Raw genomic sequence first — 26,851 nt, 5'->3', positions numbered from 1 at the left:
ACGATGCCCCAGATAATAGGGCATTATCCGTGGCAGCATTCGACTTCAACCAGCGTGAACGCTTGCCGCTCTCCGCTTCAAGATCATCCCAATGTGGGTTCTGGGCTTATGTGGGCTGGCCCCCCTTGGGGCCAGCTTCGGGAGTCCTGGGCCGTCTAGGACGAGCGAAGTTCCGCGGCCACCGCCCGTTCCCGCAACTGCGCCGCCTCCGTTCGCGCCGCCTCCAACTCGGCCCGCAGATCCTCGAGCCGCATCCGCTCCAGCCTCAGCTCCGCCAGCAACCCGTCGCGCTCCTTCGCCGCGGCATCGGCCCGGGACTTCTCCCGGGAGGCCAGCTTCCGCTCCCGGGTCAGCGACGCGGAAGCCTCCGCCACCTTCCCCTCCAGCCGCTCCACCTCGGCCGCCGCCTGCGAGGCGTCCTTGAGCGCCACCGCCCGATCCCGCTCGGCCTCTTTGAGTGCCAGGGCCCGATCGCGTTCGGCTTCCTTGAGTGTCATGGCCCGGTCCCGTTCGGCTTCCTTGAGCCTCATGGCCCGGTCCTGCTCGGCTTCCTTGAGTGCCACGGCCCGATCCCGCTCGGCCTCCGCCGCCGCCCGTTCGGCTGTGACGGCCCGCTCCACCGTCCGGTCCCGCTCCTGTGCCGCCGCCTCCGCGCGGGTCTGCGCCTCGATCAGCTTCCGTTCGGCCTGTTCACGCTCCCGCACCGCCGCCGCCGTCTCGTCCCGGGCCCGGTCGCGTTCCTCCCGTGCCCGCTCGGCCTCCTCCTGAGCCTGTACGACCTGCGCCCGCGCCTCGGCGGTGCGCTGCTCAGCCTGCGCCATGACTTCAGCCGTGCGCCGCTCGGCCAGCTCCGCCTGCTCGGCCAGCTCATGAACGACCTGGTCCCTGGCCTGCTCCGTCAACTCGCCCCGATGCAGCGCCTCTTCGGCCCGCCGCTCGGCCGTCTTCGCGCGCTGCTTCGCCTCCTCGGCCGTCTGCAGCGCCTGTCGTTCGGTGCTCGCGGCCTCCCGCAACGCGGCCAGCGCCTGCTCCCGCGCCCGTTCGGCATCCCCCAGTGCCGTCTCGCGCTCGGCCTGCGCCTCTTCGAGCCGTACCCGCATCTCGGCCGTCTGCCTGCGGGCGTGTTCGGCGGCCTCGCGCGCCAGCCGTACCTGCTCGAACGCCTGCTCCCGCTCCGTACGGGCGATCGCCACGCGCGTGTGCGCCTCGGCCTGCATCGCGCTCAGCTTCGCCTCGACCCCCGCCGGACTCAGCTCCGCAGCCAGTGCCCGCGCCAACGGCTCGATGGCGGCGGTCAGCCCGCTCTCCATCCGGTCGTACAACTGCTCGGCCCTGGCCAGCGCCCCCTCCAGCCCTGGCGTGGCCCGCCGCAACTCCCGCTCCCGCTTGGCCGCCGCCTGGCAGTCCTTCTCGGGGCAGTACGCCTTGGGCCGCCCTCTCCCCCGCCGCTGCTCGATCGGCGATCCACAGTGCTTACAAGGCGTTACCACACTGGCATCCGCAGTCACGGCGGCAGCCTACCATTTTTGATTTTCCAGAAAATAAAATCCAGAAAACATGACCTGTTGTGCCGCGCTCGCGCCCACACGACTTTCGACGGGAGCGTGCCGACTCGAAGTGATGCGCAGGACCTGCTGTTCCGGGGGTTGAGGAACCGCCGGACAGCCGTTGTCGATAAGAGCGATCTTGCTGGGGGCGCCAACGAGCAGAGCTGGGATGTGGGGTGGGACAGTTGCTGGTCAGGGTCGCGCAAGTGCTGCATAGCCGGTGGATCGGTCGACTCTGAGGGTGCGGGCGGCTTCGGTAACCGAGATGCCGACGTCGACCAGGCGGCGCGGTGCGGCCAGTCCGGCGGGGCCGATGGCGCGTGGCCGGCCGGTCTTCTTGCCGGGCAGCGTGGCGCTGTTGGCTTCGCGACACTTGGTGGACTGCATGGCGCCGGTGGTTTCGCGGTGCTTGCCGGGCAATGTGGTGCTGGGGTTTCGAGGTGCTTGCCGGGCAGCGTGGTGCTGCTGGTTTCGCGACGCTTGGTGGACTGCATGGCGCCGGTGGTTTCGGGGTGCTTGCCGGGCAGCATGGTGCTGGGGTTTCGAGGTGCTTGCCGGGCAGCGTGGTGCTGCTGGTTTCGCGACGCTTGGTGGACTGCATGGCGCCGGTGGTTTCGCGGTGGCCACGGTGATGGAGAGTTCTTCGGCTGTCTCGGTGTTGGAGATGCCGCTGCCGACGCGGGTGAGGACCTCGTGTTCGCGGTCCGTGACGTCGCCGTCCCCTGGCCGGCAGGTAGGGGCTGGTCAATGCCTGACCGGCGCTGTCGGCACCCGCATGGTCCAGGCCGTCGGGCTCGCTGGCCAGGCACGCCCCGCGATGGGACGTTTCGACGCCGGATTCCTCGACTGGCGCATTGGCGCCTGCTCCCACTTTGCCCCGCTGTGGGTGGACCGCGTCTTCGCCCTGGGCCATACGCTCAAGTCGCTGGAGGAGATCCTCGATGGCGACCCGCGCGAGCACGTACATGCCGCCCGCGTCGTCATCTGCAAGGCCGCGTTCACCGTCCTGGACCGCAGGTGCGGCCTCATCACCGCCTGCCCCGAGGCGGTCGGGTCTGCCAGCCGGCGAGCGCTGGATGCCGGGCTCACTGCCCCGCTCGCTCAGCGACTCGCCGGGCTCGCTGCTCTGCTCTGCTTGCTCAGCCATTCACCGGGATTGCTGCTCTGCTCTGCTTGCTCAGCGATTCGCCGGGGTTGCTGCCCTGCTTGCTCAGCGGCTCGTTTGGTCCGGCCGCGCATGGTTGCTGCGGCGCCCGGGACACCGCCATGTGCGGCATCGGGCGACGGGGGAAGGGTGTCTCGTTTGCCCTTACCCCGTCGCTCGTATGAGCCGGCAGCTCCAGGTAGCTCCAATTACGCCCGTGCAGTCGCGGTGATCAGGTGGCCTTGCCGCGGGCTATGTAGAGGTTCATGTCGGTGAAGTCGAGGGTGACGTTGTAGGGCTTGTAGAAGCTGTGGGAGAAGTGGGCCAGCACGTCGAACCCGTATGGGGCGAGCCGCTGGCTTGGGTTCACCATGCAGTAGACCTCCTTGGCGGAGGCGTTGCCGAGGCGGATCTCCTTCGGGTAGCAGGGGTACGCGACCACCGGGTGGCTGTGGGCGAAAGTCTCGACCGGGCGGTCGTAGTCGGTGCGAATCCCCAACTGCTTGGCCGATTCCTCGGACATGCCCGCGGCGATCTCGCCGGTTCCGCCGATGGGCGTGGCCACCACCCGTGTCCCGGAGCCGGCGATGCTGCCCCTGCTGTGCAGCATGTGCTCACGGGCCAGCCACAGCGGCAAGGGCTCTGCGCCCGCCTGTTTGGCGGCGGCGCGTGCCTGCCTCGCCGTTTCGGGGGTCCGGCGGCGCAGAATCAGCGACCGGCCCGCATAGTCGAAGGTGGTCAGCAAGTGGTAGAAGACCCACGTGCCGATGATGCCGTCGTTGGACTCCTCGGGCGTATCTGTTTCCGACCACTCCACGGGGATGTTGCGCAGTTCGATGTCGCCCAGCTTGAAGGAGTCCAGCACCCCGAAGTACTGCCATGCGGTGCCGCCCAAGTAATCGATCTTCTGACTGGCGACGGGGCTCAGCCCGGCCTCTTCGGCTACCTTCGCGGACATGCCCAGCCACCCGGCGCCGGTGTAGGGCAGGAAGCGTTTCGGCGGTCCCCCGTTGACCGAGGTCTCTACCAGCGGGAACGGGTCCATCTGCTGGAATGGCAGCCGCGCGATGTCGCCGTGGATCTGATACGGCTCGCCGCTGACCGCCGCGAACCACTTGGCGTAGGCGTCCACGCCGGCCGCTTGCCAGTGTGGTGCGGAGAGGGCGAGTTTGTCCTGCCGGATGTAGCAGTCGCCCAGAAGCTTGTTGGCTTCCTTGTCGTCGGGCGCCAGGTCGATGGCCATCTTGAGGTATTTCTCGGCGTCGGGGAACTGGTTGGACAGCAGCCCTACATAGCCGCGCTGGCGGGCCGCATGCACGTTCGTGGGGTCTGTTTTCAGGATCTCCTCGTACGCGCGGCCGGCCCTCTCGAACTTCCCGGCCTTGAACAGCGCGTCCGCGTCACCACTGCCGGCTGACGCCGTGGCCGCCGTGGCTGCCTTGCCCAGCAGCGGCGCGGTCGCGGCGGCACCGGCCAGCACGGCGGCGCCCCGGAACAGCGAACGCCGGTCCCATTCTCCGTCATCAGCCACGCCTTCTCCTTCTCGTGATCGCCTTTGTCGCAACGTTCTGTCCCAGCGGACGGTCACAGCATCTCCGGCCGGTTCATCTCGCCCTGCTTGATGAGGGAGACGCCGGAGTCGCCAGGGTCACCCCGGCCGAACAGCATCGACCCGACGCGAGCGGTCGGATCGGTGGCCTTGCGCCGGGCCAGGGCCACCTGGATGGTCGGTCCCTTCTGCTTCGACCGGTCGGTACGGTCACCGTGCTGCAGTCCATCTCCGGCTTGTCCGGACACGGATTCCAGTCCCACGGTGGACGGGTCGGATCAGGGCCAGCTCAAGGCCCTCCCGCACGACCGGGTCATCCTCGATCAACAACACTCGCGACACGCCCGGGGTTTCACCGCACGCTCCGCAACTCGCCCGCCGGTCAACCGGATCCACTGTCGACCGCCCGTGTCCCCGCCTCGTACGCGCCGTGTCATGGTTGTGTCACGGTCGCGCCGACGGTGGCCGCCGTCCAGAAACGGTGATATTCAGCGGACAACGCGCGCATTCGACCTCAACCCTGGTTCGTCATGAACGAGCCACGCGCCATCCTCCTCGGCCCCGAGGCCAGCTGTACGCCGCGGTCACGCTGGTGCTCGCCATGCTCCTGCTGTTCCCGGTCGAGCGGATCACGCCGGGCCAGCCGTACCTGTCGCGCAGGCCGACCGAGCGCGTCGGCCGGGCCACCGCGGCGGCCAGGCGGTCGGGCACCTGGACGAGGACGTCCGCGCCCTGGCGCCGGCCACGGCGGTCCGGTTCAAGACGGCGGCAAGGACGAGGGGCCACAGGCTGACGGCCGCGTGATCGTGGCGGTGTTCCGTTAGGGGACCCCCACCGGAACACCGAGCGATCAGGCTGAATGCCCAGGTCAATGCCGCAGCGTTCACCAGAGCGGAGTAGCGGTCGGCGGTGGACGCCGACGTCAAGAGTGTACGGACGGGCTCCGTGGCGAATCCGTGCCCCTTCCGTGGCGGTCAGGGGGTCTGCACGGATGTCCCGGCCTGTCGCGGCAGGCCAGAGTCGCAGGCAGCGACAGCGACGCAGAAGTGTCGCCTTGGCATGCCGAGCCTGCTCGCCATCGCATGTCAACAAACACAGACCGGCTCCGACCTACCTATGACCGCACAGACAAGAGGAGCAACTCATGGGCAAGATCATCTACTGGGTGCACGCGTCGGTGGACGGGTTCATCGACGGACCCGATGGGGAGTTCGACTGGCCGATGATGGGGCCAGAGTTGTCGGCGTACTCCGAAGGTCTGGACAAGAGGGTCGACACTCTGCTGTTCGGACGTCCGGTGTGGGAGATGATGGTGGGGTTCTGGCCGAACGCCGAGTCGCTGTTGGACGATCCGCATGTCGCCGCTTTCGCGCCGTTCTGGCGTGCCACGCCGAAGATCGTCTTCTCGCGTACGTACCCGGGTGACGAGTGGACCAGTCGCGTCATCAGCGGCAACCTGGCCGAGGAGGTCACTGCTCTCAAGGCCCGGCCGGGCGGGGATCTGCTCCTCACCGGTGGCTCCGCGCTGGCGGCGGCGCTGACCGAGCTGGGGCTCATCGACGAGTACCACGTCGCCGTGCACCCGGTGGTGCTCGGCGGCGGCCGGAAGCTGTTCGCCGCGCCGGAGCAGCGCCACAAGCTGCGGCTCGTCGACTCGCGCGTCCTCGACGGCCAGGTCGTGGTGTCGCACTACCAGCTCCCCTCCAGCTAGAGCGACCCGTGCGGCGGTGGAACCCACCGGCACGGTGCCGATGCCAAGGTTGCGGGGGCACACGCCAGGGAGTCAGTCCCGGTCGGCAGGTGTGGCGTGCAGGTCAGGAGGCTGGCGATCATCGCGGCCCTGCGCCTGGCTCGCGGACGCGAGCACGCTGTGCGCTGCCGGCCCGCAGGGCCTGTACGTTCTGGGCCGCCCGCAGCCGACAGCGGCCCGCGCAACACCTCCCGTGATCGGTTAAGAGCAGGTCCTCAGTCGGCATTCAGGACGAAGAACAGGAAGCTCGGGGTACGGGCGAGGAGGCGGTAGTCGTCGGGGAACAGCTCGCGGGCGGCCGGCACAGGCTGTGGCTCGCTGATGACGGCCAGCCGGAAACCGGCCGCGGTGAAGGCGTCGGTCATCGCGTGCAGCGGCCGGTGCCAGAAACTCATCGGGACGGTCTCTCCGCCCATGGTCCACTCTTCGCTCCAATTGCGGGTCGCGAAATAGCTGACCTCGCGCCCGGCCAGGCGGTGCATGGCGTGGATTATCAAGGGATGGTCGACGGACACGATCAGCCGGCCGCCGGTCCTCAGCACGCGCCGCAGTTCCGTGAGCGTCGGCCCCCAGTCTTCCAGGTAGTGCAGCACCAGGGACGCCATCACGTCGTCGAACGCGTCGTCGGGGAACGGCAGCGGGTCACGCAGGTCGGCCACCCGCAGGTCAGCACCGTCACCGAGCCGCCGCCGGGCCAGCTCCAGCATCCCGGTGCTGCTGTCGATGCCGGACACGACGGCACCCCGGTCACGCAGCGCCTCGAACAGCGGGCCCGAGCCGCAGCCGGCGTCGAGGATCCGCCGGCCGGACACCTCCCCGGCAAGGGCCAGGATGGCGGGCCGCTCGTAATAGGCGTTCATGATGCCGGCCTCGTTCTCGGCCGTGTACGCCTCGGCGAAACCGTCATAGTCGTTGACTCGGGACGGATGCGCGGGCTCAACGTGATCTTCGGGCACGGTAGGCATGCGAGCCATCCTGGCCCACCAGGCTCGGGCCCGCGAACCGCGCAGGCGCGAGTCAGCTCACCCCGCCCACGACCGCCTTCCCCCCGCGCGCCGCCGCGTAGACCGGCACGAGGGCCTCGAATCCCTCTCACCGGTCGCCGTGGCCGGCCACGGATAGCACAGCCGCCACTGACTGGTGCCATGCTCGGCCTCGGCCCTGCCCTCCGCGAGCAAGGGCGAGCTCCAACGTGATGGCGTACTCACGAACGCAGCAGTTGCCGCACCCGGGCGGCCTCGCGCGTGAGGTGGTCGCGCTCCGGCACGCTGGTGGCGGCGCGGGAGGCCTCGGCATACAGGTCGGCGGCGTGCTCGAGGTCGCCGGCGCGCTCGTGCAGGTATGCCGTCACCGCGGCGTAACGGGGCAGGTCGGGCTGCACGTCAGCCAGCGCCGCCAGGCCGGCCTGCGGCCCGTCGGCCTCCCCGACCGCCACTGCGCGGTTGAGCCGCACCACCGGGCTGCCGGTGAGGAGCAGCAGTTCGTCGTACCACTCCACGATCTGCACCCAGTCCGTCTCGGCGGCGCTCCGAGCGTCCGCGTGCAGGGCGGCGATCGCGGCCTGTGCCTGGTATTCGCCCAGCCGGTCGCGGGCCAGCGCGGTCTGCAGGATCGTCACCCCCTCGGCGATCAGGCCGGTGTCCCAGCGCGATCGGTCCTGCTCGCCGAGCGGCACCAGGCGGCCTCCCGGTCCGGTACGGGACACGCGTCGCGCATGGTGCAGAGCATGAGCGCGAGCAGCCCCGCGACCTCGGGCTCGTCGGTCAGGGCGACGAGCTGGCGGGTGAGGCGGATCGCCTCGGCCGCCAGGTCGACGTCTCCGCCGTAGCCCTCGTTGAAGACGAGGTAGAGCACGCGCAGCAGCGTCCCGAGATCGCCGGGCTGGTCGAGCGGCAGCCCCGCGATCCGCCGCTTGGCCCGGCTGATCCGCTGCGCCATGGTCGCCTCGGGGACAAGGTACGCCGTCGCGATCTGCCGCGTGGTCAGGCCACCTACCGCGCGCAGCGTCAAGGCCACGGCCGAGCTCGGCGGCAGGGTGGGGTGCGCGCTCAGGAAGTAGAGCCGCAGCGTGTCGTCCGTGGCGGGCGCCGGACCGGCGGGCGGCTCGACCTCCACGGTGAGCTCCCGTCCCCGCCTCGACGCCTCGGCCCGGGCGGCGTCGAGGAACTTGCGCCACGCGACCGCGACGAGCCATGCCTTGGGCTCGCGGGGCGGATCGTCGGGCCAGGTTTCCAGCGCCCGGATCAGGGCCTCCTGCACGGCATCCTCGGCCGAGGCGAAGTCGGCTCCGCGTCGGACGAGGACGCCGATCACCGCGGGCACGAGCTCCCGCAGCAGCGACTCGTTCACTCGGCCACCGTGGGCGACTCGGTGAGGAACGGTCGAACCTCGAGCCACTCGTGGATCGGCTCGCCGCCGGCCCCGGGAGCGGCGGACAGCTCCCCGGCCAGCTGGACCGCGCGGTCCCAAGACTCCACGTCGATGATCATCCAGCCGGCGATGAGGTCCTTGGTCTCGGCGAACGGCCCATCAGTCACCGGCGGGCGCCCCTCGCCGTCGTACCGCACGAACGCGCCCCCGGGCGCCAGTGCCTGGCTGGAGACGTACTCCCCCGTCTCCTCCAAGCGGGCGGCGAAGTCACGCATGTACTGCACGTGCGCGTCGACCTCCTCCGGCGTCCACCGGTCCATCGGCGCCCGGTCGACAGCGGGGGCCGGGCCACCTCGGTAGTGCTTCAGCAGCAGGTACTTCATGGTAGATCTCGCTCTCCGGCACACGGCCCGTCGCCCTGGGACACGACAATTTTCCCAGCAGTTTCCACCGCCATCTGACCCGCGACCACGAAGCTGAGGCCTCACGCCGGCCGGCCGAAAACCGGGTGCGGAGTGCCGGTGCGATGGAGTGTGATCGGGGTCATGGCGATGGTGTCGGGTGAGCCGGGAGTCGGCGGGCTGAGCGAGGTTGTGGGCGTGCTGCGGGAGTGGCAGCACGAAGGGGCGCCGACGCAACTGCATCCGGGGGACCTGGGCTGGTTCTGGCGGTTCGGCGCGGAGGCGACGGCCGCGGCGGTCCGTACGTGGAGCCGGGACGGCCGGATTCTCGCCATCGGGCTGCTGGACCAGCCCGACCTGTTGCGGCTGACGATCGCGCCGGACGCCCAGCGGGACGAGGAACTGGCGCAGCGGCTGGTCGAGGACGTGACCGAGCCGGAGCGCGGCGTGCTGATCGAGGGGAAGGTGAACGTCGAAGCGCCCATGTCCGCGCTGGTCCAGGATCTGCTGTCCGAGAACGGCTGGAAAGCCGACGAGCCGTGGACACCGCTGCGCCGCGACCTCACGGAGCCGGTGAAGGACCCAGGGGTGCGGATCGACGTGATCGGGCCGGAGCAGGCGCACGTGCGGTCCGCCGTACAGCGGGCATCGTTCGACGGGTCGACGTTCACGGACGAGCGGTGGCACGCGATGGCGGCCGGATCGCCGTACGCCGACGCCCGGTGCCTGGTCGCGTACGACGACCGGGGCAACGCGGTGGCGGCGGTGACGGTGTGGTCGGCCGGTCCGGGCAAGCCCGGGTTACTCGAGCCGATGGGCGTGCACCGGGAGCATCGCGGTCACGGCTACGGCAAGGCGGTCACCGTCGCCGCGGCGGCCGCGCTCCAGGAGCTGGGCTCGTCGAGCGCGATCGTCTGCACCCCGAGCTCCAATGTCGGCGCCGTCGCCACCTACCGGTCAGCCGGATTCCGGCAACTCCCCGAGATCCGGGACAAATACCGGGACGCCTAGCCACATGATCGGCCAGGAAGCCTACCTGGCAAGAACGCGGGTAGCCACAAAAGCTTATGAGCGACGTGGAGACCGGCACCATAACCACCAAAGTGCCCGCGCGCCTTGATCGGCTCCCCTGGTCCCGCTGGCACTGGATGATCGTCATAGGGCTCGGCACCGTCTGGATACTCGACGGGCTCGAGGTCACCATCGTGGGCAACCTCTCAGGGCAGCTCGCCAAGCCGGGCAGCGGCCTGGAGATCACTCAGGCGCAGGTCGCGGGCCTGGCCGCGGCGCTTTACGTCGCGGGCGCCTGCTCGGGTGCGCTGTTCTTCGGCTGGCTGACCGACAGGTTCGGCAGGAAGAAGCTCTTCCTCATCACGCTGGTCGTCTATCTGGCGGCGACCCTGATGACCGCGTTCTCCTTCCACGCGTGGTGGTTCTTCCTGTTCAGGTTCATGACGGGGTTCGGGATCGGCGGCGAGTACGCGGCCATCAACTCCGCCATCGACGAGCTCATCCCGAGCCACCACCGGGGGCGCATCGACATCATCATCAACGGCAGCTACTGGCTCGGCGCCGCCGGTGGCGCGTTGCTGACCGTGCCGCTGCTGAGCGGCCTGCCGGTGAACATCGGCTGGCGCGTCGCGTTCGGCCTGGGCGTGGTGCTGGGCCTGGCGATCCTGCTGGTACGGCGGCACGTACCGGAGAGCCCGCGCTGGCTGTTCATCCACGGCAAGGAGAAGGAGGCCGAGGAGATCGTCGGCGGCATCGAGCGGCAGATCGGCGCCGACCTGCCGGAGCCGAAGGAGTCGGTGACCGTGCACCAGCGCAAGTCCATCGGTTTCGTCCGGATCGCCCACACGATGGTGGCGCTCTATCCCCAACGTACGATCCTCGGCCTGTCGCTCTTCATCGGCCAGGCGTTCCTCTACAACGCGATCACCTTCGGGTACGCGCAGATCCTGGCCACCTTCTTCAAGATCGACACGAATGCCGGCTACTACTTCGCCGTCATCGCGGTCGGGAACTTCCTCGGCCCGCTCCTGCTCGGCCGCCTCTTCGACACCGTGGGCCGGATCCCGATGATCTCGGCCACGTACATCGGGTCCGGGCTGCTCCTGCTGGGCACGGCCTGGCTGTTCGACCAGGGCCTGCTGAACGCCGTGACGCTGACCGCGTGCTGGTCCGTGGTGCTCTTCGTGGCCTCGGCCGGGGCCAGTTCGGCGTACTTGACCGTCAGCGAGATCTTCCCCATGGAGACCAGGGCCCTGGCCATCGCGTTCTTCTTCGCGATCGGCACCGCCGCCGGTGGCATCGCCGGCCCGCTGGTCTTCGCCTCCCTTGTCGAGACCGGGGTGCCCGGGGACACGGCGCTCGCGTTCTCCATCGGCGGCATCGTGATGATCGTGGCGGGGCTGGTCGAGCTGCTGTTCGGGGTCAAGGCCGAGCGCAAGGGCCTGGAGGCCATCGCGACGCCGCTCAGCGCAGCGCCGACCTCGTGATCGATGTACGGCCGGTCAGTCCGTCGAGGCGCTCGACGGCGGGATGTTGTGGTTGATCCGGAAAAGCTGGTCCGGGTCGTACGTCGCCTTCAGCGCGGCCAGCCGCCGGTAGTCCGCCTCGGTGTAGGCCCGCCTGACCCGCTCGGGAGCCGAGTCGTGGTCGAACAGGAATCCCGGAAGCGCGGCGCCGGTGTCCCACCGCCGCAGCCGCTCCAGCGCCTCGTCGGCGGCTTTGCGCACCGCGTCGGCCTGCTCGGCCGGAGCCGGCATCCGCATCCACAGGTGGAAGGCCGCGCCCTGGGTGCTGACCGCGTGCGGGCGGCCGGGCGGCCGGTTCAGCGCCCCGCCCAGGTGACGTAGCTCGATGCCGGGGAACGGGCCCCCGGGCTTCGACGGATCGATGAACGAGACCAGCTCCTCCACGGCCTCGTCGTCCAGTTCGTGCAACAACGCGCTGCGCAGGTGCGCCATGACCGGGTTCCTGGGGTCCTGGTAGATCTCGGTGATCTGCGTGTACGGCCTGGCGTCGCAGGTGTCCTTCTCCGGGCCGAGCGCGCGCAACGGCTCCACCAGCCGCGCACCCTGCTCCTCGTCCCCCATGTAGACCACCCGGACCTGCACGAACGAACGGCCACGGAACTCCTCGGGCAACTGCGGCACGTCAGGGAAGCGCAGCAACGTCACAGAGGACGACATCTCCTCCGGCTGCTCCTTGGCCCAGGCCAGGTAGGAGCCGAGCACGTGGGCTGCGTGCTGGCGGTCTCCGACCGGGTAGTAGAGCTCACCACCGTAGACGGTACGCAGCGGCAGCAGCTCGATCTCGGCCGCGACCACGACGCCGAAGTTGCTCTTGCCACCCCGTACCGCCCAGAACAGGTCGGGCTCCTGGGCCGGCGAGACGGTGCGGAGCAGGCCGTCGGCGGTGACGATGTCGAGCGAGCGGACGTAGTCGGCGGCGAAGCCGTACGTACGGCCGGCCAGCGGGAGCCCGCCGCCGGTCAGATAGCCCATCACCCCGACCTGGCCGGAGGAGCCGCACAGCGGCGCGAGGCCGTGCTCGGCCGCCGCGGTGAGCACCTCACCCCACCGCAGCCCGGCTCCGATCCTCGCGGTGCCGGCACGCGGGTCCACCGACAGCTCGCGCAGCTCCCCGGTGGCGATGAACACGGCCCCATCCGCGGGCACCGACTTACCGTGCCCCGTCGACTGCACCGCGACCGGGCGTCCCGCCTCCGCCGCGAACCGGACGGCGGCGGCCACGTCATCGGCGTCGGCGGCGATCACGACCACCGCGGGCCGGTGCTCGACCGTCAGCAACCAGCCGGAGCAGGCCTCCTCAAAGCCCTCGTCACCGGGGTAGAGCGTGCGCCCCCGGATCGACGCGTCCAGGCTCACCATTGCGGAATTCGTCGTCGGCATGTCAGTTATCCGCCTTTCCCACGAGAATGTTGGTTAGACCAATGTTGGTGCGGCCAACAGTACACCTAATCGTGGGTACGGCCAACAATTTGCTAGATTGTCCCCGTGGACACGCCAGAGGGGCCGCCGCCACAGCGGCTGCGTACGCTGCCGAGCAGGCTGACCAACCATGCGGCGCAGATCGCCAACCGGATCGTGGACCAGGCGCTCGGCCAAGCCGGCCTTCGGCGCTACCACTACGCCCTGCTCGCCGCGCTGGAGGAGTACGGCCCGGCCAGCCAGGCCGCCCTCGGCCGCCGTACCGGCATCGACCGCAGCGACATGGTGGCGACCGTCAACGACCTCGCCGAACGGCAACTCCTCGAGCGCGCACCCGACCCGGACGACCGCCGTCGCAACATCATCACCATCACCGCGGCAGGCCAAAGCCAACTCACTCACCTCGACCGGCTGCTCGCCGCCGCCCAGGACGAGTTCCTCTCCCCGCTCCCCCCGGCCGACCGGCAGAGCCTGATCGACCTGCTCACCCGCCTCGTCGAGCATCACGGCTGAGGCCTCTCCGGCCTCTGCGGCTCACGGCGGTTTCCCGCGCGGCAGGCAACGGCCCGCAGCGGCCCTTGTGCCCCCGCCCGTGTCCCCGACCGCCTCCACCTGCGTGGCAACGGCCCGGCAACACCCCCCGGATACCAAAGAACCAGCGACGTACCGGTCGGGTCAGTGAAACGGGGACATACCAATGCTCGGCTTCTACAGTTACGCGCAGGCGGATCCTGAGTTCTACGCGCCGCTGTCCTGGCTGCCGGACCCAGGGAGGCGTTTCGCCCCCAGGTCCGTCTCCGACGGCTGGACCTCCGCCACGCATGACGTGTGGACCAGGTGGACCCATCCCGACGTGGTCACGCCGGACCAGGGGTGGAAGGTGCACGTCTCCGCCCGCCTCGAACGCGCCGACCTCGTACTGGACGCGGTCGCCCGCGCCTGCCACGCGGAGCGGGTGGCCTTCAAGCACCTGTCGGCCGAGGTGTTCTTCCTGTTCATGCACCACAAGCACGGACCGAGGCCGCAGGCCGGCAAGTTCTGCGCCCTGTACCCCGACGAGCGGAGCGCCCTGCGCCTGATGGAACGGCTGGCCGGCGAACTCGCCGGGGAGGAGGGGCCCTACGTCCTGTCCGACCGCCGTTTCCGCGACTCGCGCACGGTGTACTACCGCTACGGCGCGTTCGAGGCGCGCGGCGGCCTGCGGGCGGACGGCGGCAGGGAGAGCCTGGTACGTGACGGCTACGGCCGCGACGTGACCGATTCCAGAGGCGTCTCCTTCACGCTGCCCCCAGGCATCGGCGACCCCTTCGCGAAGCCGGCCGGGCGGCCGCGCAACGGCCCGCCGGTGATCCACGGCTACGAGATCGTGCAGGTCCTCCAGCCCAGCAACGCCGGTGGCGCCTACGAGGCCAAGGACACCCGGACGGGCCGCACCGTGTTCATCAAGGAGGCACGCGCGCACAACGGCCTGTACTGGGATCGCAGCACGGCCGTCGAACGGCTGCGCCGGGAGCACCGCGTGCTCACCGAGTTGTACCAGGCCGCGCCGGACGCCTGCCCGCAGCCGCTCGACTACTTCCAGGAGTGGGAGCACGAGTTCCTGGTGACGGAGTTCGTCGCCGGAACACCGCTGCACACGTGGGCGGCGCTGCACTCGCCGCTGATCCAGGCCGGCAGGACATCGGCCGACTTCGACGCCTACTACGGCGAATGCGAGAGGGTGCTCGCCGAGCTGGACCAGGCGCTCGCCCGGCTCCACGGAGCCGGGTTCCGCTTCGGCGACCTCAACCCGCGCAACGTGATGGTGACCCCCGACGGCGTCAGGCTGGTCGACTTCGAGTCGTGCACCCACCGCGACGCCCCCCTCATCCCCATGGGAGCGGACGGCTACGCGCCACCGGCCGGCTTCCCCCTGTCCGGCCCGTTCGCCTGGGACGAGTACGGGCTCTCCGCCATCGCGCTGCTGCTGGTCATGCCGATGCACGCGGTGGTCCAGCGCAGCCCCGGCAACCTGCGCTGGCTGCGCCGGGACGTCGGCAAGCACGCCCCCGTCCCCGCCGCGTTGTGGCGGCGTGCGACCCGCTTCCACGACGAGCGGGACACGGCGCGGACCGGCTCGCTGCCCGCTCCCGGAGAGCTCGACGAACGGCCACGGGAGAGTCTCGCCCGGTTCGCCGACGAGGTCCGGCTGGGGCTCATGGACATGATCGACGCCGAACAGCTCGACCGGAACTTCCCCACCGTGCCACGGGGATTCGAGACGAATCTGCTCTGCGTCGCCTACGGCCTGGCCGGCATCCTGCACGCCCTGCACGTCACGGGCTCCGCGATCCCTGCCGGGCTGCCCGAGCGCCTTCGCACCCGGGCGGCGGCCCACGCGGGCGACCTCCCGCCGGGCCTGCACACCGGGACGGCCGGCGTCGCCTGGGTCCTCGCCGACCTCGGCCTGCTCGACGAGGCCGGTGACGTGCTCGCGCACGCTGCCCGCCACCCGATCCTGGAGACGGCTACGACCCTCGGCGAGGGGCGGGCCGGCGTCGGCATGGCCGCCCTGCGCCTGCACCGCGGCACCGATCAGGCGCGCTTCCTGGACCTGGCGGCGACGGCGGGCGAGGCCATCGTGCGCGCCGGCGACCTGCGTCCCACTCTGGGGCCGGGCAACGCTCGCGGGCTGCTGCACGGCCGCGCGGGCATCGCCCTCTTCCTGCACCGGCTGAGCGCGGCGACCGGGAACGACAGTTACGCGCACGCCGGCAGGCGCCTGCTGCACGAGGAGCTCGACCTGGCCATCGAACTACCGGACGGCGCGCTCTCCTTCAGCGACAGCGACCAGACCCATCGCGGCCTGCCCTACCTGTTCAGCGGCTCGGCGGGGGTCGCGCTCGCGTTGAGCCGGTACGCGGCGGGCCCGGACGACGTCGGCGACGCCCGGATCACGACGGCGCTGCCACGCGTCCTCAGCGACGTCCGCAAGAACTGCTGCGCCTTCCCCGGGCTGTACTGCGGCCTGGCGGGCCTGGCGTTCGCGCTGGCGGACCACGCGGAGCTCATGGACGATCCGCGCTCGGCGGACGCCGCGCTCGACGTCGCCACCGGCCTCGTCAAGTACGCCGTCGGCGGCCGACGGGGCGTGCGTTTCCTCGGCGAGGGCTCGCTGCGGTTCAGCGGGGAGCTCTGGAGCGGCGGGGCGGGCGTCCTGCTGGCCCTGCACCGGGTGCTGAACCGCCCAGCCGGCCATTTCCTGCTGCTGGACTGACCTGCCCCACTCTGAGCTTCCGGCCGGCGACCGCCGGCCGGAGAAGGTGTCGAGAGAAGGAAGGAGGTGTGTGACCCATGTCGGAAGTTCTGGCCCTTCAGGAGCTTGACGTCGAGCTTGCGGAGGATGCTCCCTGGAGCACGCTGAGCCTGTTCAACTGCAACAACACCAACTGATGCCGCCATCGAGGCGGATGAACGCGGGGCGTCGGATCTGACGCCCGCGCCGAACGCGAGCGGCCGGCACCGAGACCAGCGGATGCCGGCCGTCTTGCTTCCCGGTCCCGCGTTCCCAGCGTTCGCACCGGTCTGCCGCCCACACTCGCCGGCCGGCCTGAAACTTCGGAGAATGGCATGACACGAGATTTCCGGCTCTTCCAGGGCGGCCAGGTCGCCTCGGCTTTCGGCTCGGTGTTCACGGTGATCGCGGTCCCCCTGGTGGCGGTGCAATATCTTGGCGCCTCACCCGCGGAGACGGGTTTCCTGGTCGCTGCGGGCAGCCTTCCCCTACCGCTCCTCGGGTTGTTCATCAGCAGCCTGGTCGACCGGCTGCGCTCCCGGCGGCGGGTGCTCATCGCGTGCGACCTCACGGTCGCCGTGGCCCTCGGCCTGACCATCGTGTCGATGCTCACCGGCAGGCTCAGCATCTGGGCGCTGGGCGCGCTGGTGTTCGTGATCGGCACGGTCGGCGTGATGGTGGAGACCCTGTACCTGGTCTACCTCAAGACCATCGTGGGCACCGGCGACATCGTCAAGGCCAGGGCCCGGCTCAATCGCGGCGAGTACGTCGGCGGCACGCTCGGCAGGGCGCTGGCCGGCCCGGCGGCGGCGCTCGGCCCCGTCGTCCCCTTCCTGGTGGACACGGTCTCGCGCCTGATCAGCGCGGGCACCACCGCTCTGATCAGGACACCGGAGCGGCCGGCCCAGCAGGCGCGGCAGGAACGCTCCTTCGCCCACGAGCTCGGCGCCGGGTTCAGGTCACTGTGGGGGCAGCCCTTCCTGCGCGCGCTCGTCCCCTTCCTCGTGGGCCAGCAGCTCGTCATGGGGATGACCCTCGCGCTGATCGCGCCGTACGTGTTGAAGGTCCTGCACGTCCCGGCGCAGTGGTACGGCCTGCTGTTCGTGCTCCTCGGCGTCGCCGGGGTGACGGGGACGTTCCTCAGCGAGCTGCTCTCGCGGCGGCTGAACACCGAACGGCTCACGATGGTGGGCCTGATCGGCGGCGCGATCGGCACCGTGGCGCTTCCGCTGGCGGGCGGGCCCGTGCTCGTGGCCGCCATCACGGCGGGCCTGGGCATCGGGCTCCCGTACCTGTTCGGCGCGATCGCGAACGTCGGGCTGCTCGGCTTCGTCACGATCCGGATTCCCGAAGAGGTCCTGGGGCGGCTGTCGGTCAGCGTGCAACTGCTCACCGCGGCCGGCGCCTTCGCGGGGGCGCTCGTCGGCGGGGCTCTGGGGCAGCAGGCGGGGATCGTCCCCACCTTGTGGGTCGCCTGCGGGGTGTCGGCCGTCAGCATGCTGCTCCTGCTTCCGGTGTTGCGGGTCATGCGGGCGGGCGACGAGCGCGCGCCGGACCACGCTCACGCGGCGGCGCCGGCCGGCGTGCCGGTCGCCGAGGGCGGCGACGCCGAAAGGCCCGCATGAACGCGCGGGCCTACCCGCCGGCCCGCCGGGGCGAGGACTCCGACGTCGTGCACGGACGGGTGATCCCGGACCCGTACCGCTGGCTGGAGGGTGACGGCGCGGAGAGCCGGCGCTGGCTGCGGGCGCAGCACGAGCTGACCGAGGATTATCTCAGGTCGTGCAGGCCCCGGCCGTTCTTCGCCGACCGGCTCGACCGGCTGATGACACCGGGGACGGACTCCGCACCGGTCTGGCGCGGAGCTCGGGCGTACTTCCTCAGCCGCCGCCCCGGGCAGGAACACGCCGCGCTGTACTGCAGGGACGACGGCGGCGAGCGCGTCGTGTTCGATCCGGCACGCCTCGGCGGGCCGGGAAGCGCCGGCGCCACGCTCGGCTCCTGGTCTCTCTCCCCGACCGGCCGCCTGCTGGCCTGCCAGGTGTCGCGGGACGGCACCGAGCAGGGCGTGCTGCTCGTCGCCGACCTCGTCTCGGGCGAGATCGTCGACGGGCCGATCGGCGGCGTCCGGTACCCGACCGTCGCGTGGCTGCCCGACGAGTCCGCGTTCTTCTACGTCAGGCGCGGTCTCGACGAGTCTCCGGGGGCCGTACGGAGCGTGTGGCTGCATCGGGTGGGCCGCGACGCCCGGAAGGACACGCCGGTCTTCGGCCTGGAAGGCGACGCCAGGACGAGCCATCGGGTCGCGCTGTACCACGGGCGCTGGCTCGTGGTGTCCGCCAGGGTCGGCACGGCCCCGTGGAACACGCTGCACCTCGCGGACCTGACCGTCTCCCCGCCCGACGAACCGCGGTTCCTGCCGATCCCGCTCGCCCCGAGGGCGCTCGGCTTCGCGCGGGTGAGCCGATCCGGCGAGATCTACCTGCACACCACCGGCGCGGCACCGCGGGGCCGCGTCCGCGCCATGGCCGCCCGCAACCTGGGAACGACGGCCGCGAAGTGGGACGGCCGGTCCTGGAGGGACGTGGTGCCGGAGGACCCTGCCGCGGCGATCTCCGGATTCTCCCTGCTGGAGGACGACGGGACGGACGCGCCCCGGCTGTTCCTGGTGCGCACGCGCGACGCGGCGTCGGAGGTCACGGTCTGGGACGGCCGGTCCGGCCGGTGCCTGGACCGCGTCGCGCTGCCGGGAGCCGGGACGGTGCGCGAGGTCTCCGTACGGCCCGGCGCGCCCGCCACCGCCTGGTTCACCTACACCGACTACACGACGGCGCCCACCGTCCTGCGGTACGCCGGACCGGCGGCGCGAACCGGCCCCGACCGGCGTACGACGTCCCAGGCGACGATCACCACGCGGCGGGAAAGCTATGTCTCGGCGGACGGCACCGAGGTCCGGATCTTCGTGATGGCGCCGGCGAGCTGCGCGTCCGGCCCGGATCGTGTCCGGCCGGCGCTGCTCACCGCCTACGGCGGCTTCGGCGCGGCCGTGACGCCGTCCTTCGAGCCGAGCGCCCTGGCCTGGGTGGAGGCAGGCGGTGTGTTCGCCGTCGCGTGCGTGCGGGGCGGGGGCGAGCAGGGAGCGGCCTGGCACCGTGCCGGCATGCGGGGGCACAGGCAGAACGCCTTCGACGACTTCCACGCGGCAGCCGAGTGGCTGATCGGCGAGGGCTGGACGAGCGGTGACCGGCTCGGCGTGATCGGGGCCAGCAACGCCGGCCTGCTGGCGGCGGTCGCCGTGACCCAGCGCCGTGAGCTGTACCGCGCCGCCGTCTGCATCGCGCCGCTGGCCGACATGGCGCGTTACGAGCGCTTCGGGATGGGACCGGCCTGGCGCTTCGAGTACGGCAGCGTGGACGTGCCCGCCGAGCTCGACTGGCTGATGGCGTACTCGCCCTACCATCACGTCGTCCCGGGCGAGACGTACCCGTCGTGCATGTTCGTGGTGTTCGAGCACGACACGCGGGTCGATCACATGCATGCGCGCAAGATGGCCGCCGCCCTGCAGCACGCCGCCACCGGACCGGGAACGGTCCTCTTCCACGTCGCCGGCGGCCTCGGCCACCAACCCCGGTCCCGCGGCAAGGGGGTGGCCGTGGGCGCCGACGCGCTCGCCTTCCTCGCCGTGGAGACCGGCCTCATGCGCAGTCGGTGATCGCCACCGGCGGGCCTGGCGACAGGCGGAGCAGCATCCGGGGGTCGGTGACGCCTCGCAGCACGCCCGCCTCGACGTGTCGTAGTCCTTCCCCTGGCTCGATGCCGAGCTCGTCGATCAAGGTGCGGCGAGCCCGGTGATAGGCGCCGAGCGCGTCCCCGGGGCGGCCGGCCGTGCGCAACGCCACGATGAGCAGCTCCCACAGCCGCTCACGCAGCGGATGCTCGCCCACCAGCCGCTCCAGACGGCCGACCGCCGTGTCCGTGACGCCCGCGGCCAGGCTCGCGGCGAACTCCCCCTCGTACGCCTGGAGCCGAAGCCCCTCCAGATAGCCGATCTCGGCCAGGGCCCAACCGTGCACCTGGCAGTCCGACACGACGTTCCCGCGCCACAGCGCCAGCCCCGCGCGCAGACTCCGCGACGCTTCGGCGAACCGCCCCTGCGCCGAGAACCGCAACCCCGTCGTCACCGACTCCTCGAACCGTTCCCCATCGACGTCCACCGCGTCCGCGCGCAGCAGGTAGCCGGGGGCCTGCCGCCGGATGGGCCGCTCGCCGCGATGCCGGGACAGGTCCGCGCCCAGCTTGGCGATGTGAGCGTGCAGCGTGCGTAAGGCCGTGGGCGGAGCATCCTCGCCCCATAAACCGTCCACCAGCTGTTCGGCGGTCACGACCCTGCCCGGGCTGAACGCCAGCAGCGCCAGCAGGCTCCGGCGCCGCGGGGGCAGCACGAGGGGGCGACCTGCACGCCGGACGTCGAGCGGGCCGAGCATCTTGATCGTCGAAGGGCCGGCCTGGTGACCACCAGGCTGGTCGAACGGACGGTACAACACCATGGACACCCTCCGATGACTGGTTCCGATGAGCGCGTCAGGCGGCGGCGAACACCGCGGACAGCGGTCACACCGGGGATCGCCGGGAGCCACCCCCGGTCCACCGACCTGACTCCCTACAGGTCCGGCGTTCCATCGCGTTCCTCGGCGTTCCTCGGCGTTCCTCCGCGTCACACCGGGTCGGCACTCCGCGTCCGGCCTTGATCGGTACCGCCAGGACGACTACCCTGATCGCCGTTCTGCCGGAAGGCGGGGGCCGAGCTGCTCGACCACACCGCCATGGAGTTTGGGACTGACTGACTGACGATGGGCGCGGAAGAGGATTTCAAGCAGGTCGGCGCCGAGCTGGCCGACCTGGGTGTACGGATCTCCAGGATGATGGGGAGTCCCGCGCTCAAAGATCAGGCGGGGAAGGTGTTCGCGAGCCTGCAGCGCGACGGCGCGATGGTGTTCCGGCTGGTCAGGGACACCCCCGAGCACGCGGCCGCGCTCCAGTTGGCCGGCGCATCCCTGTTCGACCCCTCGGGGCAGGGCAGGGCCATGAAGGACTGGGTCGTCGTGCCCCACTCCTCGGCCGAGACGTGGACGGATCTGGCCGAGGCCGCCCTCAGCCGCCCACGCTGATCAATGGGGCCTGTATAACTCCGCTTCTGCCAACATTCCGGGCCCGTGGCAAGAACAGCTGACCGGCGCCTTTGAGATCCTGCTCGGCCGTCCGCTGACGCCGCCTACGCGACGTTCTTCGGCGGCAACCTCATCAACGAGCTCGGCTTCGCGCAGGACACCGCCTGGATCCTCAACGGCGCCGAGCCGGTCGTCTGGGACTGCCCGATCTTCGACTTGGAGGAGCCGCTGCTGGAGTTCGACGCGAGCCGGTCGGTCTTCGAGTCCGACTGGACCGTCTGCTACCCGCGGCTGGTCTCGGACGGCACGCTCTTCGATGCGATGCGGGTCGCCACCGCGCTCGGCACGGGCCCCGAAAGTCTCCTTCCCCTTGAGGCGGAGGCGGCCGAGGAGTGGCTGACTCTGTAGGTGAGTGTGGGCGCCACATCTCGGCGAGTTTTGACTCCACCTGAAGATTCAACCGGCCAAAAATGTAGATGAGTTTTGACGCCACCTCGGGACGCGGAGGGGGTCTAGGGCCTATATCGAAGTCGGCGGCGAGGTGGGCCGCTGCGGTCTCTCGGTCGCGTGCGGCCTTGGCTCGCCGCCCTGCTCGCCACGCCCCACCCCGAGTGGTGGCCGGCTGGGGCGCGTGCCTGGTCGGATCGACGTTTGACGGGTTTCTGGGCAGGGTTTGGACCGGTAGGCTTTTGCGCGCTACAACTCCGCGTTCGACGGCTGGTCAGCCGACGTTCTGTCATGTTCCCGGGGGGGTCGGCGTGGCCTTGCCAGTTCATCCGGTCCAGCCTGACGACGAGGGGCGGCCGGTCGGTGGCGTTGGTTTGCGCCTGAAGGTCCTCGGCCCGTTACGGGTGTGGCGGGACGGTGTCGAGCTGGATACCGGTCCCCGGCAGCAGGGGTATCTGCTGGCCTTGCTGCTGGCTCGAGTGGGCAGGCCGATCAGCGCGAGCGAGTTGATCGATCTGATCTGGGGCGACGACGTCCCCAGCAGCGCGCTCAACATCATCCAGAAGTACGTCGGCGCGTTGCGGCGGCTCCTCGAACCCGCGATCCCCTCCCGTAGAACCGGCTCATACCTGCACCGCCGCGGCAACACCTACCTGTTCACGGCGTCTTCCGGCATGTTGGACCTGGTCGTCTTCCGGGAGCTCGTCGAGACCGCGAAAGAGGCCCTCGCAGAGCATCGTCACGAAACGGCGCTTGATCGCTACGTCGAAGCGCTCGGGCTGTGGCAGGGCCGTGCGGGCGACGGATTCACGCATGGGCCAACCGCGTTGCCGATCTTCGCGGCCCTCGACGACGAGTTCCACGCCGCGTGCGCTGCGGCGGCCGAACTGGCGATGTCGCTGCGCCGGCCGGTGTCTGTGCTGCCGGCGTTGCGGCTGGCCGCATCGATGGCGCCGTTCCATGAACCGGTGCAGGCCAGCCTTATCGCCATCCTCGGGGCCGCGGGACGCCGTGCGGAGGCACTGTCGGCGTTCCGCACGGTCAGCGACTGCTTTGCCGACGAACTCGGTGTCGAGCCCGGCCCGGCGCTGCAGGCCGCATATCTGCAGGTACTGGCGCAGCCTCCGACGTCGCCGGTCGTGACGGGTGCGGACGTCGGGGGTGACGGCGCGTCGGCGCGAGCGGCGGCCGGGCTGGTCGGCCGGGCCGAGGAGCTCGCCATCCTGCGGCAAGCCGTCGAGATGGCACTCACCGGCCACTCGGCGCTCGCCATCGTCGAAGGCGAACCGGGCGTGGGCAAGACCCGTCTGCTGCAGGAAATCGCCGCCGAGGCGAGCCGGCTCGGCCCGTTCGTGGTCTGGGGTTCCTGCTTGGAAGGTGATGGAACACCGCCGATGTGGCCGTGGGAGCAGGCGCTCCGTCCGATCCTCGACAGCCTGCCGGCGCCGTTGCGGGAGAAATGGCTCGCCAGTGATCTCGGCGGCCTCCTCGAACCGCGAAACGACAGCGCGGCCGCGCCAACGGTTCCTGACAGCGGCGCCCAGTTCCGCCTGCTCGAACAGGTCGTCACCGTAGTCGGGCAGGCCTCGGCGCAACGGCCCACGCTGCTGATCCTCGATGATCTCCAATGGGCTGACACCGCCTCGCTCCAGCTGCTCGGCCACCTCGCGGCCCGGCTACCCGCCGGCACGGTGATCATCGGCGCGCTCCGTGATCGCGTACCCGTACCCGGCTCTGACTTGTCGCGGGTCCTGGCCGCGGCCAGTCGGCTGCCGGATCACCGCAGGATCCGGCTCGGCCCGCTCGGCCTGACCGAGGTGACCGAGCTCATCCGCCGCGAAATCGGCCAGGACCCGGGCGCTGATGTCGCCCGCGGCATCCATACCCGTACGGCCGGCAATCCGTTCTTCGTCCGGGAGCTGTCCCGGCTCCTGAGCGATGGCGGCTCGCTGAGCGACGGCGAGGCAGCAGTGCCGGCTGGGGTACCGGCCACCGTACGAGACGTCATCCGCGACCGGATGGCCGGTCTCGACGACAGCGCTCGCGACCTGCTGCATGTCGCCGCGCTCATCGGCCGCGACGTGGATCTCGCCCTGCTCGCCGCCGCAGGCGGCGTCGACGTCGCGGACTGCCTCGAACGCCTCGAACCGCTGCAGGCGCTCGGTCTGCTGGAAACCAAGCCGGAAAGCCCGCACTCGCTACGGTTCGCGCACGACCTGGTCCGCGAGTCGGTCACCGAGACCACGACGCGGCAGCAGACCATTCACCTGCATCTGCTGGTCGCCGACGCCCTCGAACGCACCCATGCGGACGACGAGTCTGTCGCCGAACGCCTCGCCTACCACCTCTGGGCCGCCGGCCCGCTCGCCGACCCGGCTCGCACCGCGCAGGCACTGGCCCGTGCTGGGCGCCGTGCGGCGACCAAGCTCGCGTTCGCGGACGCCGCTCGGCACCTGGAATCGGCCGCCCAGATCGCGCGCACGGCCGGCCTGCGGGACCTGGAGCTGTCGGTGCTGTCACTGCTCACCCTTGTTGCCAGCAGGCACGGGGGATACGGCGGTTCGGCGTTCGACCTGCTGGAGCGGGCCGAGTACCTGGCCCGCATGCTCGGCCGTGAGAGGGAGGCCGTCCACTTTCTGTTCGTTCGGCTCGTCGGGGCCTACACCTCGATCGAGAAGGACCGTGGGAGGTGGGCTCACCGAGTGTACGAGCGAGGACAGGCGTCCGCCGACCCGACCATCCAGGCGTACGGTCGGGATGCCTGGGGCCTGTACCAGTGGGACATCGGCAATATCGGCGAGGCTTACCGCTTCTTCAGCGCGCAAGGCCACACCAGCCGGCACCATGGTGCCGGCGACCTCGGACCATGGAGGGTGCCGAATGAACGGATCGGTTGGCTGGCCGTGATCACCGCGCTGCACGGCGATGTCGAGACGGCACGGTCCGCGATCGACAAGGCGTACCTAGCCGACGAAGACCTGTTTGCGATGTCGGTCTGGGCCTATTACCACACCATGGCGGCCTCGATGGCCGGTGACGCGCGATGGGTGATGTGGGCGGCCGAGCGGTGGATCGCGGCCGGCGCCGACCGCTCCGGCGTCGCGCACGAGCACTACATCTGGCTGGACTGGCACTGGGCCTGTGCACTCACCGGCGACGACCCGGCCGGCAAGGCGGCAGAGGCCGAACAACTTTTGGCCGCGACCCTCCTCGACCCGCCGCGATGGGGCATCGCATACCACTACGGACTGATCGCCGAGATGTGGCTGGCCGCCGACATGCCCGACGCGGCCGCAACCGCCCTCGACCGAGCCGACCAGGCCCTCACGACCTACGGCCAACGTTTCGCCGAAGGGTTCCTGCTGTTGCTGCGCGCGCGCCTGCTGCACGCCCGCGGCGAACCCGTCGACGTCGTGCGAGCCGCCGCCGAAGCAGCCCGCGCCCGATCGGACGAACGCGGGGCCTACCTCTTCGCGCGCCGCTCCGAGCGGTTCCTGGCCGAAATCGACCAGGAATCGCCGGACATTTGATCGCGCGCTGGACGGTGGGCTGAGCCTCTGATGTTCGGGCGTGTCGAGATCGACAATGAGCGAGGTCTCCGGTAGGTGGTTGACCAAGAAAAACCGGAGACCACCGGAGACATCGTGACCACCATGGCGGTGACGAGGCGGCACGACCTGACCGACGCACAGCGACACCGAGGGCAATGAGTTCTGCGTCCTCGCCCCATCCTGCCACGGAGCCTTGACGACACTTTGACACGTCATGTGCCATGGCCTCGGGCGGGTTGGGCTGCGGCGTCTCGGTCGCGGTGAGAGCTTGCGTGCAGAGGGCGAGATCAACTGGCTGATGTCGGTCGGCTCCACCTCCGCGACCAGTCCGAACACCTCGCCCAGGCCTCCGAGAGGCTGGCCCTCGACCTGCACGCGGATGAGCTCGCCTCGCCCACCCAGCAAACCGGCTGGAGACTTGGGCCGATCGCCGGCTGCACCACCCCCCGTTCTGCCCCTGCTCACCCAGGCCCGCGCCGTCCTGGCCGCGGCCGTCGCCGCCGACCGAGCGGCCGGAGCCACCTGGGAGGAGATCGCCGCCATCCTGGATGTCAGCTCTGACACCGCCGCCCGCCGCTACCGCACCTGACAGCGGGCCGACCACACGGCTCAGTCGAAAAGAAACGAGTCGCCAGGAGCGATTTCGGGCTGAGACCCAGTCCGCGGCCAGCAGCCCACCCGCGAGAGCGAAACGCCACTTGCATGGGTTACCGGTCAAAATCGCTACATGCCGAAATCGATGGTTAACTCTTCGCATGTTGCACAAGCGATCCATAAGAGCTTGTGGGGAGTGGCGACTCGCCGTAACCATAGGGGGGCCAGGTCGTCACGTTGCATACTGCGGGCGTCCGGTGGGCCGGTAGACCTGGAGCGTTATGCCCTTCGGGAAAGCGCGCGAGTCGATCAGGTCGAGCGCGATGTCCGGGCCGGAGTCGGGGAACAGCCGCGTGCCCTGCCCGACGACCACCGGGACGATGAGCAGATTCATCTCATCGACAAGGTCGTTCTCCAGCAGCCAGCGGATCAGTCTGCCGCTGCCGTGCACCTGCAGCTCACCCCCCGGCTTGTCCTTCAGCTCTGCGATGGCGGCCGCGACGTCTCCGGACAGGACGGTCGTGTCCGCCCATCGCGGTTCGGTGAGCGTGGTCGATGCCACATATTTGGGCCGCGTGTTCAAGGCATCCGCGATGGGGCCGCTGCCCAGATCCATCGTCCCCCAGTAGCCGGCAAAAAGCTCATACGTCCACCGGCCGAACAGGAACGCGTCGGCACGCTGGTAGATCTGGTTGACGAGCGTTCCGGCCTGGTCGTCAAAGTGCCCCATAGCCCACCCGTCGCGCTTGAATCCGGCCATGCGCTCCTCCTTCGACGGGCCGTTTCCCTGCATCACCCCGTCGACGGAGACTTGCGTGGTGGTCGTCAGTTTCATGATCGTGGTTCTCTTTTCGCTGGTCTGGTCGACGACCGGTTCGACCGGCCCACTGAACTGTTTTCACGGCTTGTAACGCTGGTAGCGCTCTCGACTACCGGACATCAGGCGACTTCGTGGCCTGGACCGGCTGTTCGACTCGCCTCGACCGCGTTGCGCTTCAGGTCCTCCCACGCACTGCCGCCTGGCACGGCTTCAACCTCGCCGCCCCCGGGGTGCGGTGGGAGGTGGGGATAGTCGCCCCTGCCGCCTCCTGGTCACGGCC

21 protein-coding genes and 1 pseudogene are annotated in these 26,851 nt (G+C 70.2%); 12 read left to right on the top strand and 10 right to left on the bottom strand.

The features are described from left to right. Positions 1-155: 155 nt before the first annotated feature. The 4 genes from AB0J87_RS37880 to AB0J87_RS37865 form a co-directional block, all read right to left on the bottom strand. The gene (locus AB0J87_RS37880; protein WP_363973551.1) at positions 156-1,508 is read right to left on the bottom strand and encodes a hypothetical protein; all 1,353 of its coding nucleotides are present in this window, start codon (positions 1,506-1,508) and stop codon (positions 156-158) included. Between the two features lie 231 nt (positions 1,509-1,739). Next, positions 1,740-1,934 carry a hypothetical protein gene (locus tag AB0J87_RS37875; RefSeq protein WP_363973548.1) on the bottom strand — a complete coding sequence of 65 codons (195 nt, stop codon included), beginning with the start codon at positions 1,932-1,934 and terminating at the stop codon, positions 1,740-1,742. Between the two features lie 989 nt (positions 1,935-2,923). Further along, positions 2,924-4,279: an aspartyl protease family protein gene (locus AB0J87_RS37870; protein ID WP_363973545.1), complete on the bottom strand. Its 1,356-nt coding sequence runs from the start codon at positions 4,277-4,279 to the stop codon at positions 2,924-2,926. Beyond that, entirely contained in the window at positions 4,276-4,488 is a 213-nt protein-coding gene (locus tag AB0J87_RS37865; RefSeq protein ID WP_363973542.1) for a hypothetical protein, read from the bottom strand. The genes AB0J87_RS37870 and AB0J87_RS37865 overlap by 4 nt, the downstream gene beginning before the upstream one ends. Before the next feature lie 896 nt (positions 4,489-5,384). Between AB0J87_RS37865 and AB0J87_RS37860 the strand changes: the two genes are divergently transcribed. Continuing rightward, positions 5,385-5,951: a dihydrofolate reductase family protein gene (locus AB0J87_RS37860; RefSeq protein ID WP_363973539.1), complete on the top strand. Its 567-nt coding sequence runs from the start codon at positions 5,385-5,387 to the stop codon at positions 5,949-5,951. Positions 5,952-6,205: 254 nt separating this feature from the next. Here the strand turns inward: AB0J87_RS37860 and AB0J87_RS37855 are convergent, their stop codons facing one another. The 3 genes and pseudogenes from AB0J87_RS37855 to AB0J87_RS37845 form a co-directional block, all read right to left on the bottom strand. After that, on the bottom strand, positions 6,206-6,955 hold the full coding sequence (locus AB0J87_RS37855; protein ID WP_363973536.1) for a class I SAM-dependent methyltransferase: 750 nt from the start codon (positions 6,953-6,955) through the stop codon (positions 6,206-6,208). Between the two features lie 239 nt (positions 6,956-7,194). Next, positions 7,195-8,339 (bottom strand): annotated as a pseudogene (locus tag AB0J87_RS37850) (sigma-70 family RNA polymerase sigma factor). Beyond that, positions 8,336-8,743 (bottom strand): YciI family protein, encoded by a 408-nt coding sequence (locus tag AB0J87_RS37845; RefSeq protein ID WP_363973533.1) that lies wholly within the window; start codon positions 8,741-8,743, stop codon positions 8,336-8,338. The pseudogene AB0J87_RS37850 and the gene AB0J87_RS37845 overlap by 4 nt, the downstream one beginning before the upstream one ends. A gap of 138 nt (positions 8,744-8,881) precedes the next feature. On the opposite strand from AB0J87_RS37845, the gene AB0J87_RS37840 reads away from it, so the two are divergent. Both AB0J87_RS37840 and AB0J87_RS37835 read left to right on the top strand, forming a co-directional pair. After that, entirely contained in the window at positions 8,882-9,772 is an 891-nt protein-coding gene (locus tag AB0J87_RS37840) for a GNAT family N-acetyltransferase (RefSeq protein ID WP_363973530.1), read from the top strand. A 56-nt stretch (positions 9,773-9,828) separates the two neighbouring features. Then, positions 9,829-11,259, top strand: a complete 1,431-nt coding sequence (locus tag AB0J87_RS37835; RefSeq protein WP_363973527.1) for an MFS transporter — start codon at positions 9,829-9,831, stop codon at positions 11,257-11,259. Positions 11,260-11,274: 15 nt separating this feature from the next. Here the strand turns inward: AB0J87_RS37835 and AB0J87_RS37830 are convergent, their stop codons facing one another. Next, positions 11,275-12,678 (bottom strand): FAD-binding protein, encoded by a 1,404-nt coding sequence (locus AB0J87_RS37830; RefSeq protein WP_363973524.1) that lies wholly within the window; start codon positions 12,676-12,678, stop codon positions 11,275-11,277. A gap of 105 nt (positions 12,679-12,783) precedes the next feature. Here AB0J87_RS37830 and AB0J87_RS37825 point away from each other — a divergent pair, with 105 nt between their 5' ends. The 5 genes from AB0J87_RS37825 (at position 12,784) to AB0J87_RS37805 (ending at position 19,703) form a co-directional block, all read left to right on the top strand. Further along, positions 12,784-13,230, top strand: coding sequence for a MarR family winged helix-turn-helix transcriptional regulator (locus tag AB0J87_RS37825; RefSeq protein ID WP_363973522.1), 447 nt, complete (start codon positions 12,784-12,786; stop codon positions 13,228-13,230). Between the two features lie 184 nt (positions 13,231-13,414). Beyond that, the gene (gene lanKC / locus AB0J87_RS37820; protein WP_363973519.1) at positions 13,415-15,973 is read left to right on the top strand and encodes a class III lanthionine synthetase LanKC; all 2,559 of its coding nucleotides are present in this window, start codon (positions 13,415-13,417) and stop codon (positions 15,971-15,973) included. A gap of 77 nt (positions 15,974-16,050) precedes the next feature. Continuing rightward, positions 16,051-16,149, top strand: a complete 99-nt coding sequence (locus AB0J87_RS37815; protein ID WP_350730711.1) for a class III lanthipeptide — start codon at positions 16,051-16,053, stop codon at positions 16,147-16,149. Positions 16,150-16,326: 177 nt separating this feature from the next. Continuing rightward, positions 16,327-17,616, top strand: a complete 1,290-nt coding sequence (locus AB0J87_RS37810) for an MFS transporter (RefSeq protein ID WP_363973515.1) — start codon at positions 16,327-16,329, stop codon at positions 17,614-17,616. Next, positions 17,613-19,703, top strand: a complete 2,091-nt coding sequence (locus tag AB0J87_RS37805) for a prolyl oligopeptidase family serine peptidase (protein WP_363973512.1) — start codon at positions 17,613-17,615, stop codon at positions 19,701-19,703. Before AB0J87_RS37810 ends, AB0J87_RS37805 begins: the two co-directional genes overlap by 4 nt. Here AB0J87_RS37805 and AB0J87_RS37800 read toward each other — a convergent pair. Then, complete coding sequence (locus tag AB0J87_RS37800) at positions 19,687-20,538, bottom strand: AfsR/SARP family transcriptional regulator (protein ID WP_363973509.1); 852 nt, start codon at positions 20,536-20,538, stop codon at positions 19,687-19,689. The two genes, AB0J87_RS37805 and AB0J87_RS37800, sit on opposite strands and share 17 nt — an antisense overlap. Positions 20,539-20,841: 303 nt before the next feature. On the opposite strand from AB0J87_RS37800, the gene AB0J87_RS37795 reads away from it, so the two are divergent. The 4 genes from AB0J87_RS37795 to AB0J87_RS37780 all read left to right on the top strand — a co-directional run bounded on the left by AB0J87_RS37795 (position 20,842) and on the right by AB0J87_RS37780 (position 25,746). Next, positions 20,842-21,159 carry a hypothetical protein gene (locus AB0J87_RS37795; protein WP_363973506.1) on the top strand — a complete coding sequence of 106 codons (318 nt, stop codon included), beginning with the start codon at positions 20,842-20,844 and terminating at the stop codon, positions 21,157-21,159. 216 nt (positions 21,160-21,375) lie between these two features. After that, positions 21,376-21,567: a hypothetical protein gene (locus tag AB0J87_RS37790; protein WP_363973503.1), complete on the top strand. Its 192-nt coding sequence runs from the start codon at positions 21,376-21,378 to the stop codon at positions 21,565-21,567. Between the two features lie 350 nt (positions 21,568-21,917). After that, positions 21,918-25,136, top strand: coding sequence for an AAA family ATPase (locus AB0J87_RS37785; RefSeq protein WP_363973500.1), 3,219 nt, complete (start codon positions 21,918-21,920; stop codon positions 25,134-25,136). Positions 25,137-25,575: 439 nt separating this feature from the next. Then, positions 25,576-25,746, top strand: coding sequence for a hypothetical protein (locus tag AB0J87_RS37780; RefSeq protein ID WP_363973497.1), 171 nt, complete (start codon positions 25,576-25,578; stop codon positions 25,744-25,746). Between the two features lie 237 nt (positions 25,747-25,983). Here AB0J87_RS37780 and AB0J87_RS37775 read toward each other — a convergent pair whose 3' ends face one another. Further along, positions 25,984-26,586, bottom strand: a complete 603-nt coding sequence (locus tag AB0J87_RS37775; RefSeq protein ID WP_363973494.1) for a dihydrofolate reductase family protein — start codon at positions 26,584-26,586, stop codon at positions 25,984-25,986. Positions 26,587-26,851 lie beyond the last annotated feature (265 nt).

It is taken from the genome of Nonomuraea sp. NPDC049625 (assembly GCF_040675285.1).
GTDB classification, from domain to species: Bacteria; Actinomycetota; Actinomycetes; order Streptosporangiales; family Streptosporangiaceae; genus Nonomuraea; species Nonomuraea angiospora_A.
Note: the sequence above shows the minus strand (reverse complement) of the source record. Positions and strands in the feature narration are given on the sequence as shown.

Excerpts from the sequence above, each read along its gene's own strand:
- AB0J87_RS37875 (WP_363973548.1), bottom strand. The coding sequence starts at position 1,934 with ATGCAGTCCACCAAGTGTCGCGAAGCCAACAGCGCCACGCTGCCCGGC.
- AB0J87_RS37860 (WP_363973539.1), top strand. The coding sequence starts at position 5,385 with ATGGGCAAGATCATCTACTGGGTGCACGCGTCGGTGGACGGGTTCATC.
- AB0J87_RS37855 (WP_363973536.1), bottom strand. The coding sequence starts at position 6,955 with ATGCCTACCGTGCCCGAAGATCACGTTGAGCCCGCGCATCCGTCCCGA.
- AB0J87_RS37845 (WP_363973533.1), bottom strand. The coding sequence starts at position 8,743 with ATGAAGTACCTGCTGCTGAAGCACTACCGAGGTGGCCCGGCCCCCGCT.
- AB0J87_RS37835 (WP_363973527.1), top strand. The coding sequence starts at position 9,829 with ATGAGCGACGTGGAGACCGGCACCATAACCACCAAAGTGCCCGCGCGC.
- AB0J87_RS37830 (WP_363973524.1), bottom strand. The coding sequence starts at position 12,678 with ATGCCGACGACGAATTCCGCAATGGTGAGCCTGGACGCGTCGATCCGG.
- lanKC (WP_363973519.1), top strand. The coding sequence starts at position 13,415 with ATGCTCGGCTTCTACAGTTACGCGCAGGCGGATCCTGAGTTCTACGCG.
- AB0J87_RS37815 (WP_350730711.1), top strand. The coding sequence starts at position 16,051 with ATGTCGGAAGTTCTGGCCCTTCAGGAGCTTGACGTCGAGCTTGCGGAG.
- AB0J87_RS37810 (WP_363973515.1), top strand. The coding sequence starts at position 16,327 with ATGACACGAGATTTCCGGCTCTTCCAGGGCGGCCAGGTCGCCTCGGCT.
- AB0J87_RS37805 (WP_363973512.1), top strand. The coding sequence starts at position 17,613 with ATGAACGCGCGGGCCTACCCGCCGGCCCGCCGGGGCGAGGACTCCGAC.
- AB0J87_RS37800 (WP_363973509.1), bottom strand. The coding sequence starts at position 20,538 with ATGGTGTTGTACCGTCCGTTCGACCAGCCTGGTGGTCACCAGGCCGGC.
- AB0J87_RS37795 (WP_363973506.1), top strand. The coding sequence starts at position 20,842 with ATGGGCGCGGAAGAGGATTTCAAGCAGGTCGGCGCCGAGCTGGCCGAC.
- AB0J87_RS37775 (WP_363973494.1), bottom strand. The coding sequence starts at position 26,586 with ATGAAACTGACGACCACCACGCAAGTCTCCGTCGACGGGGTGATGCAG.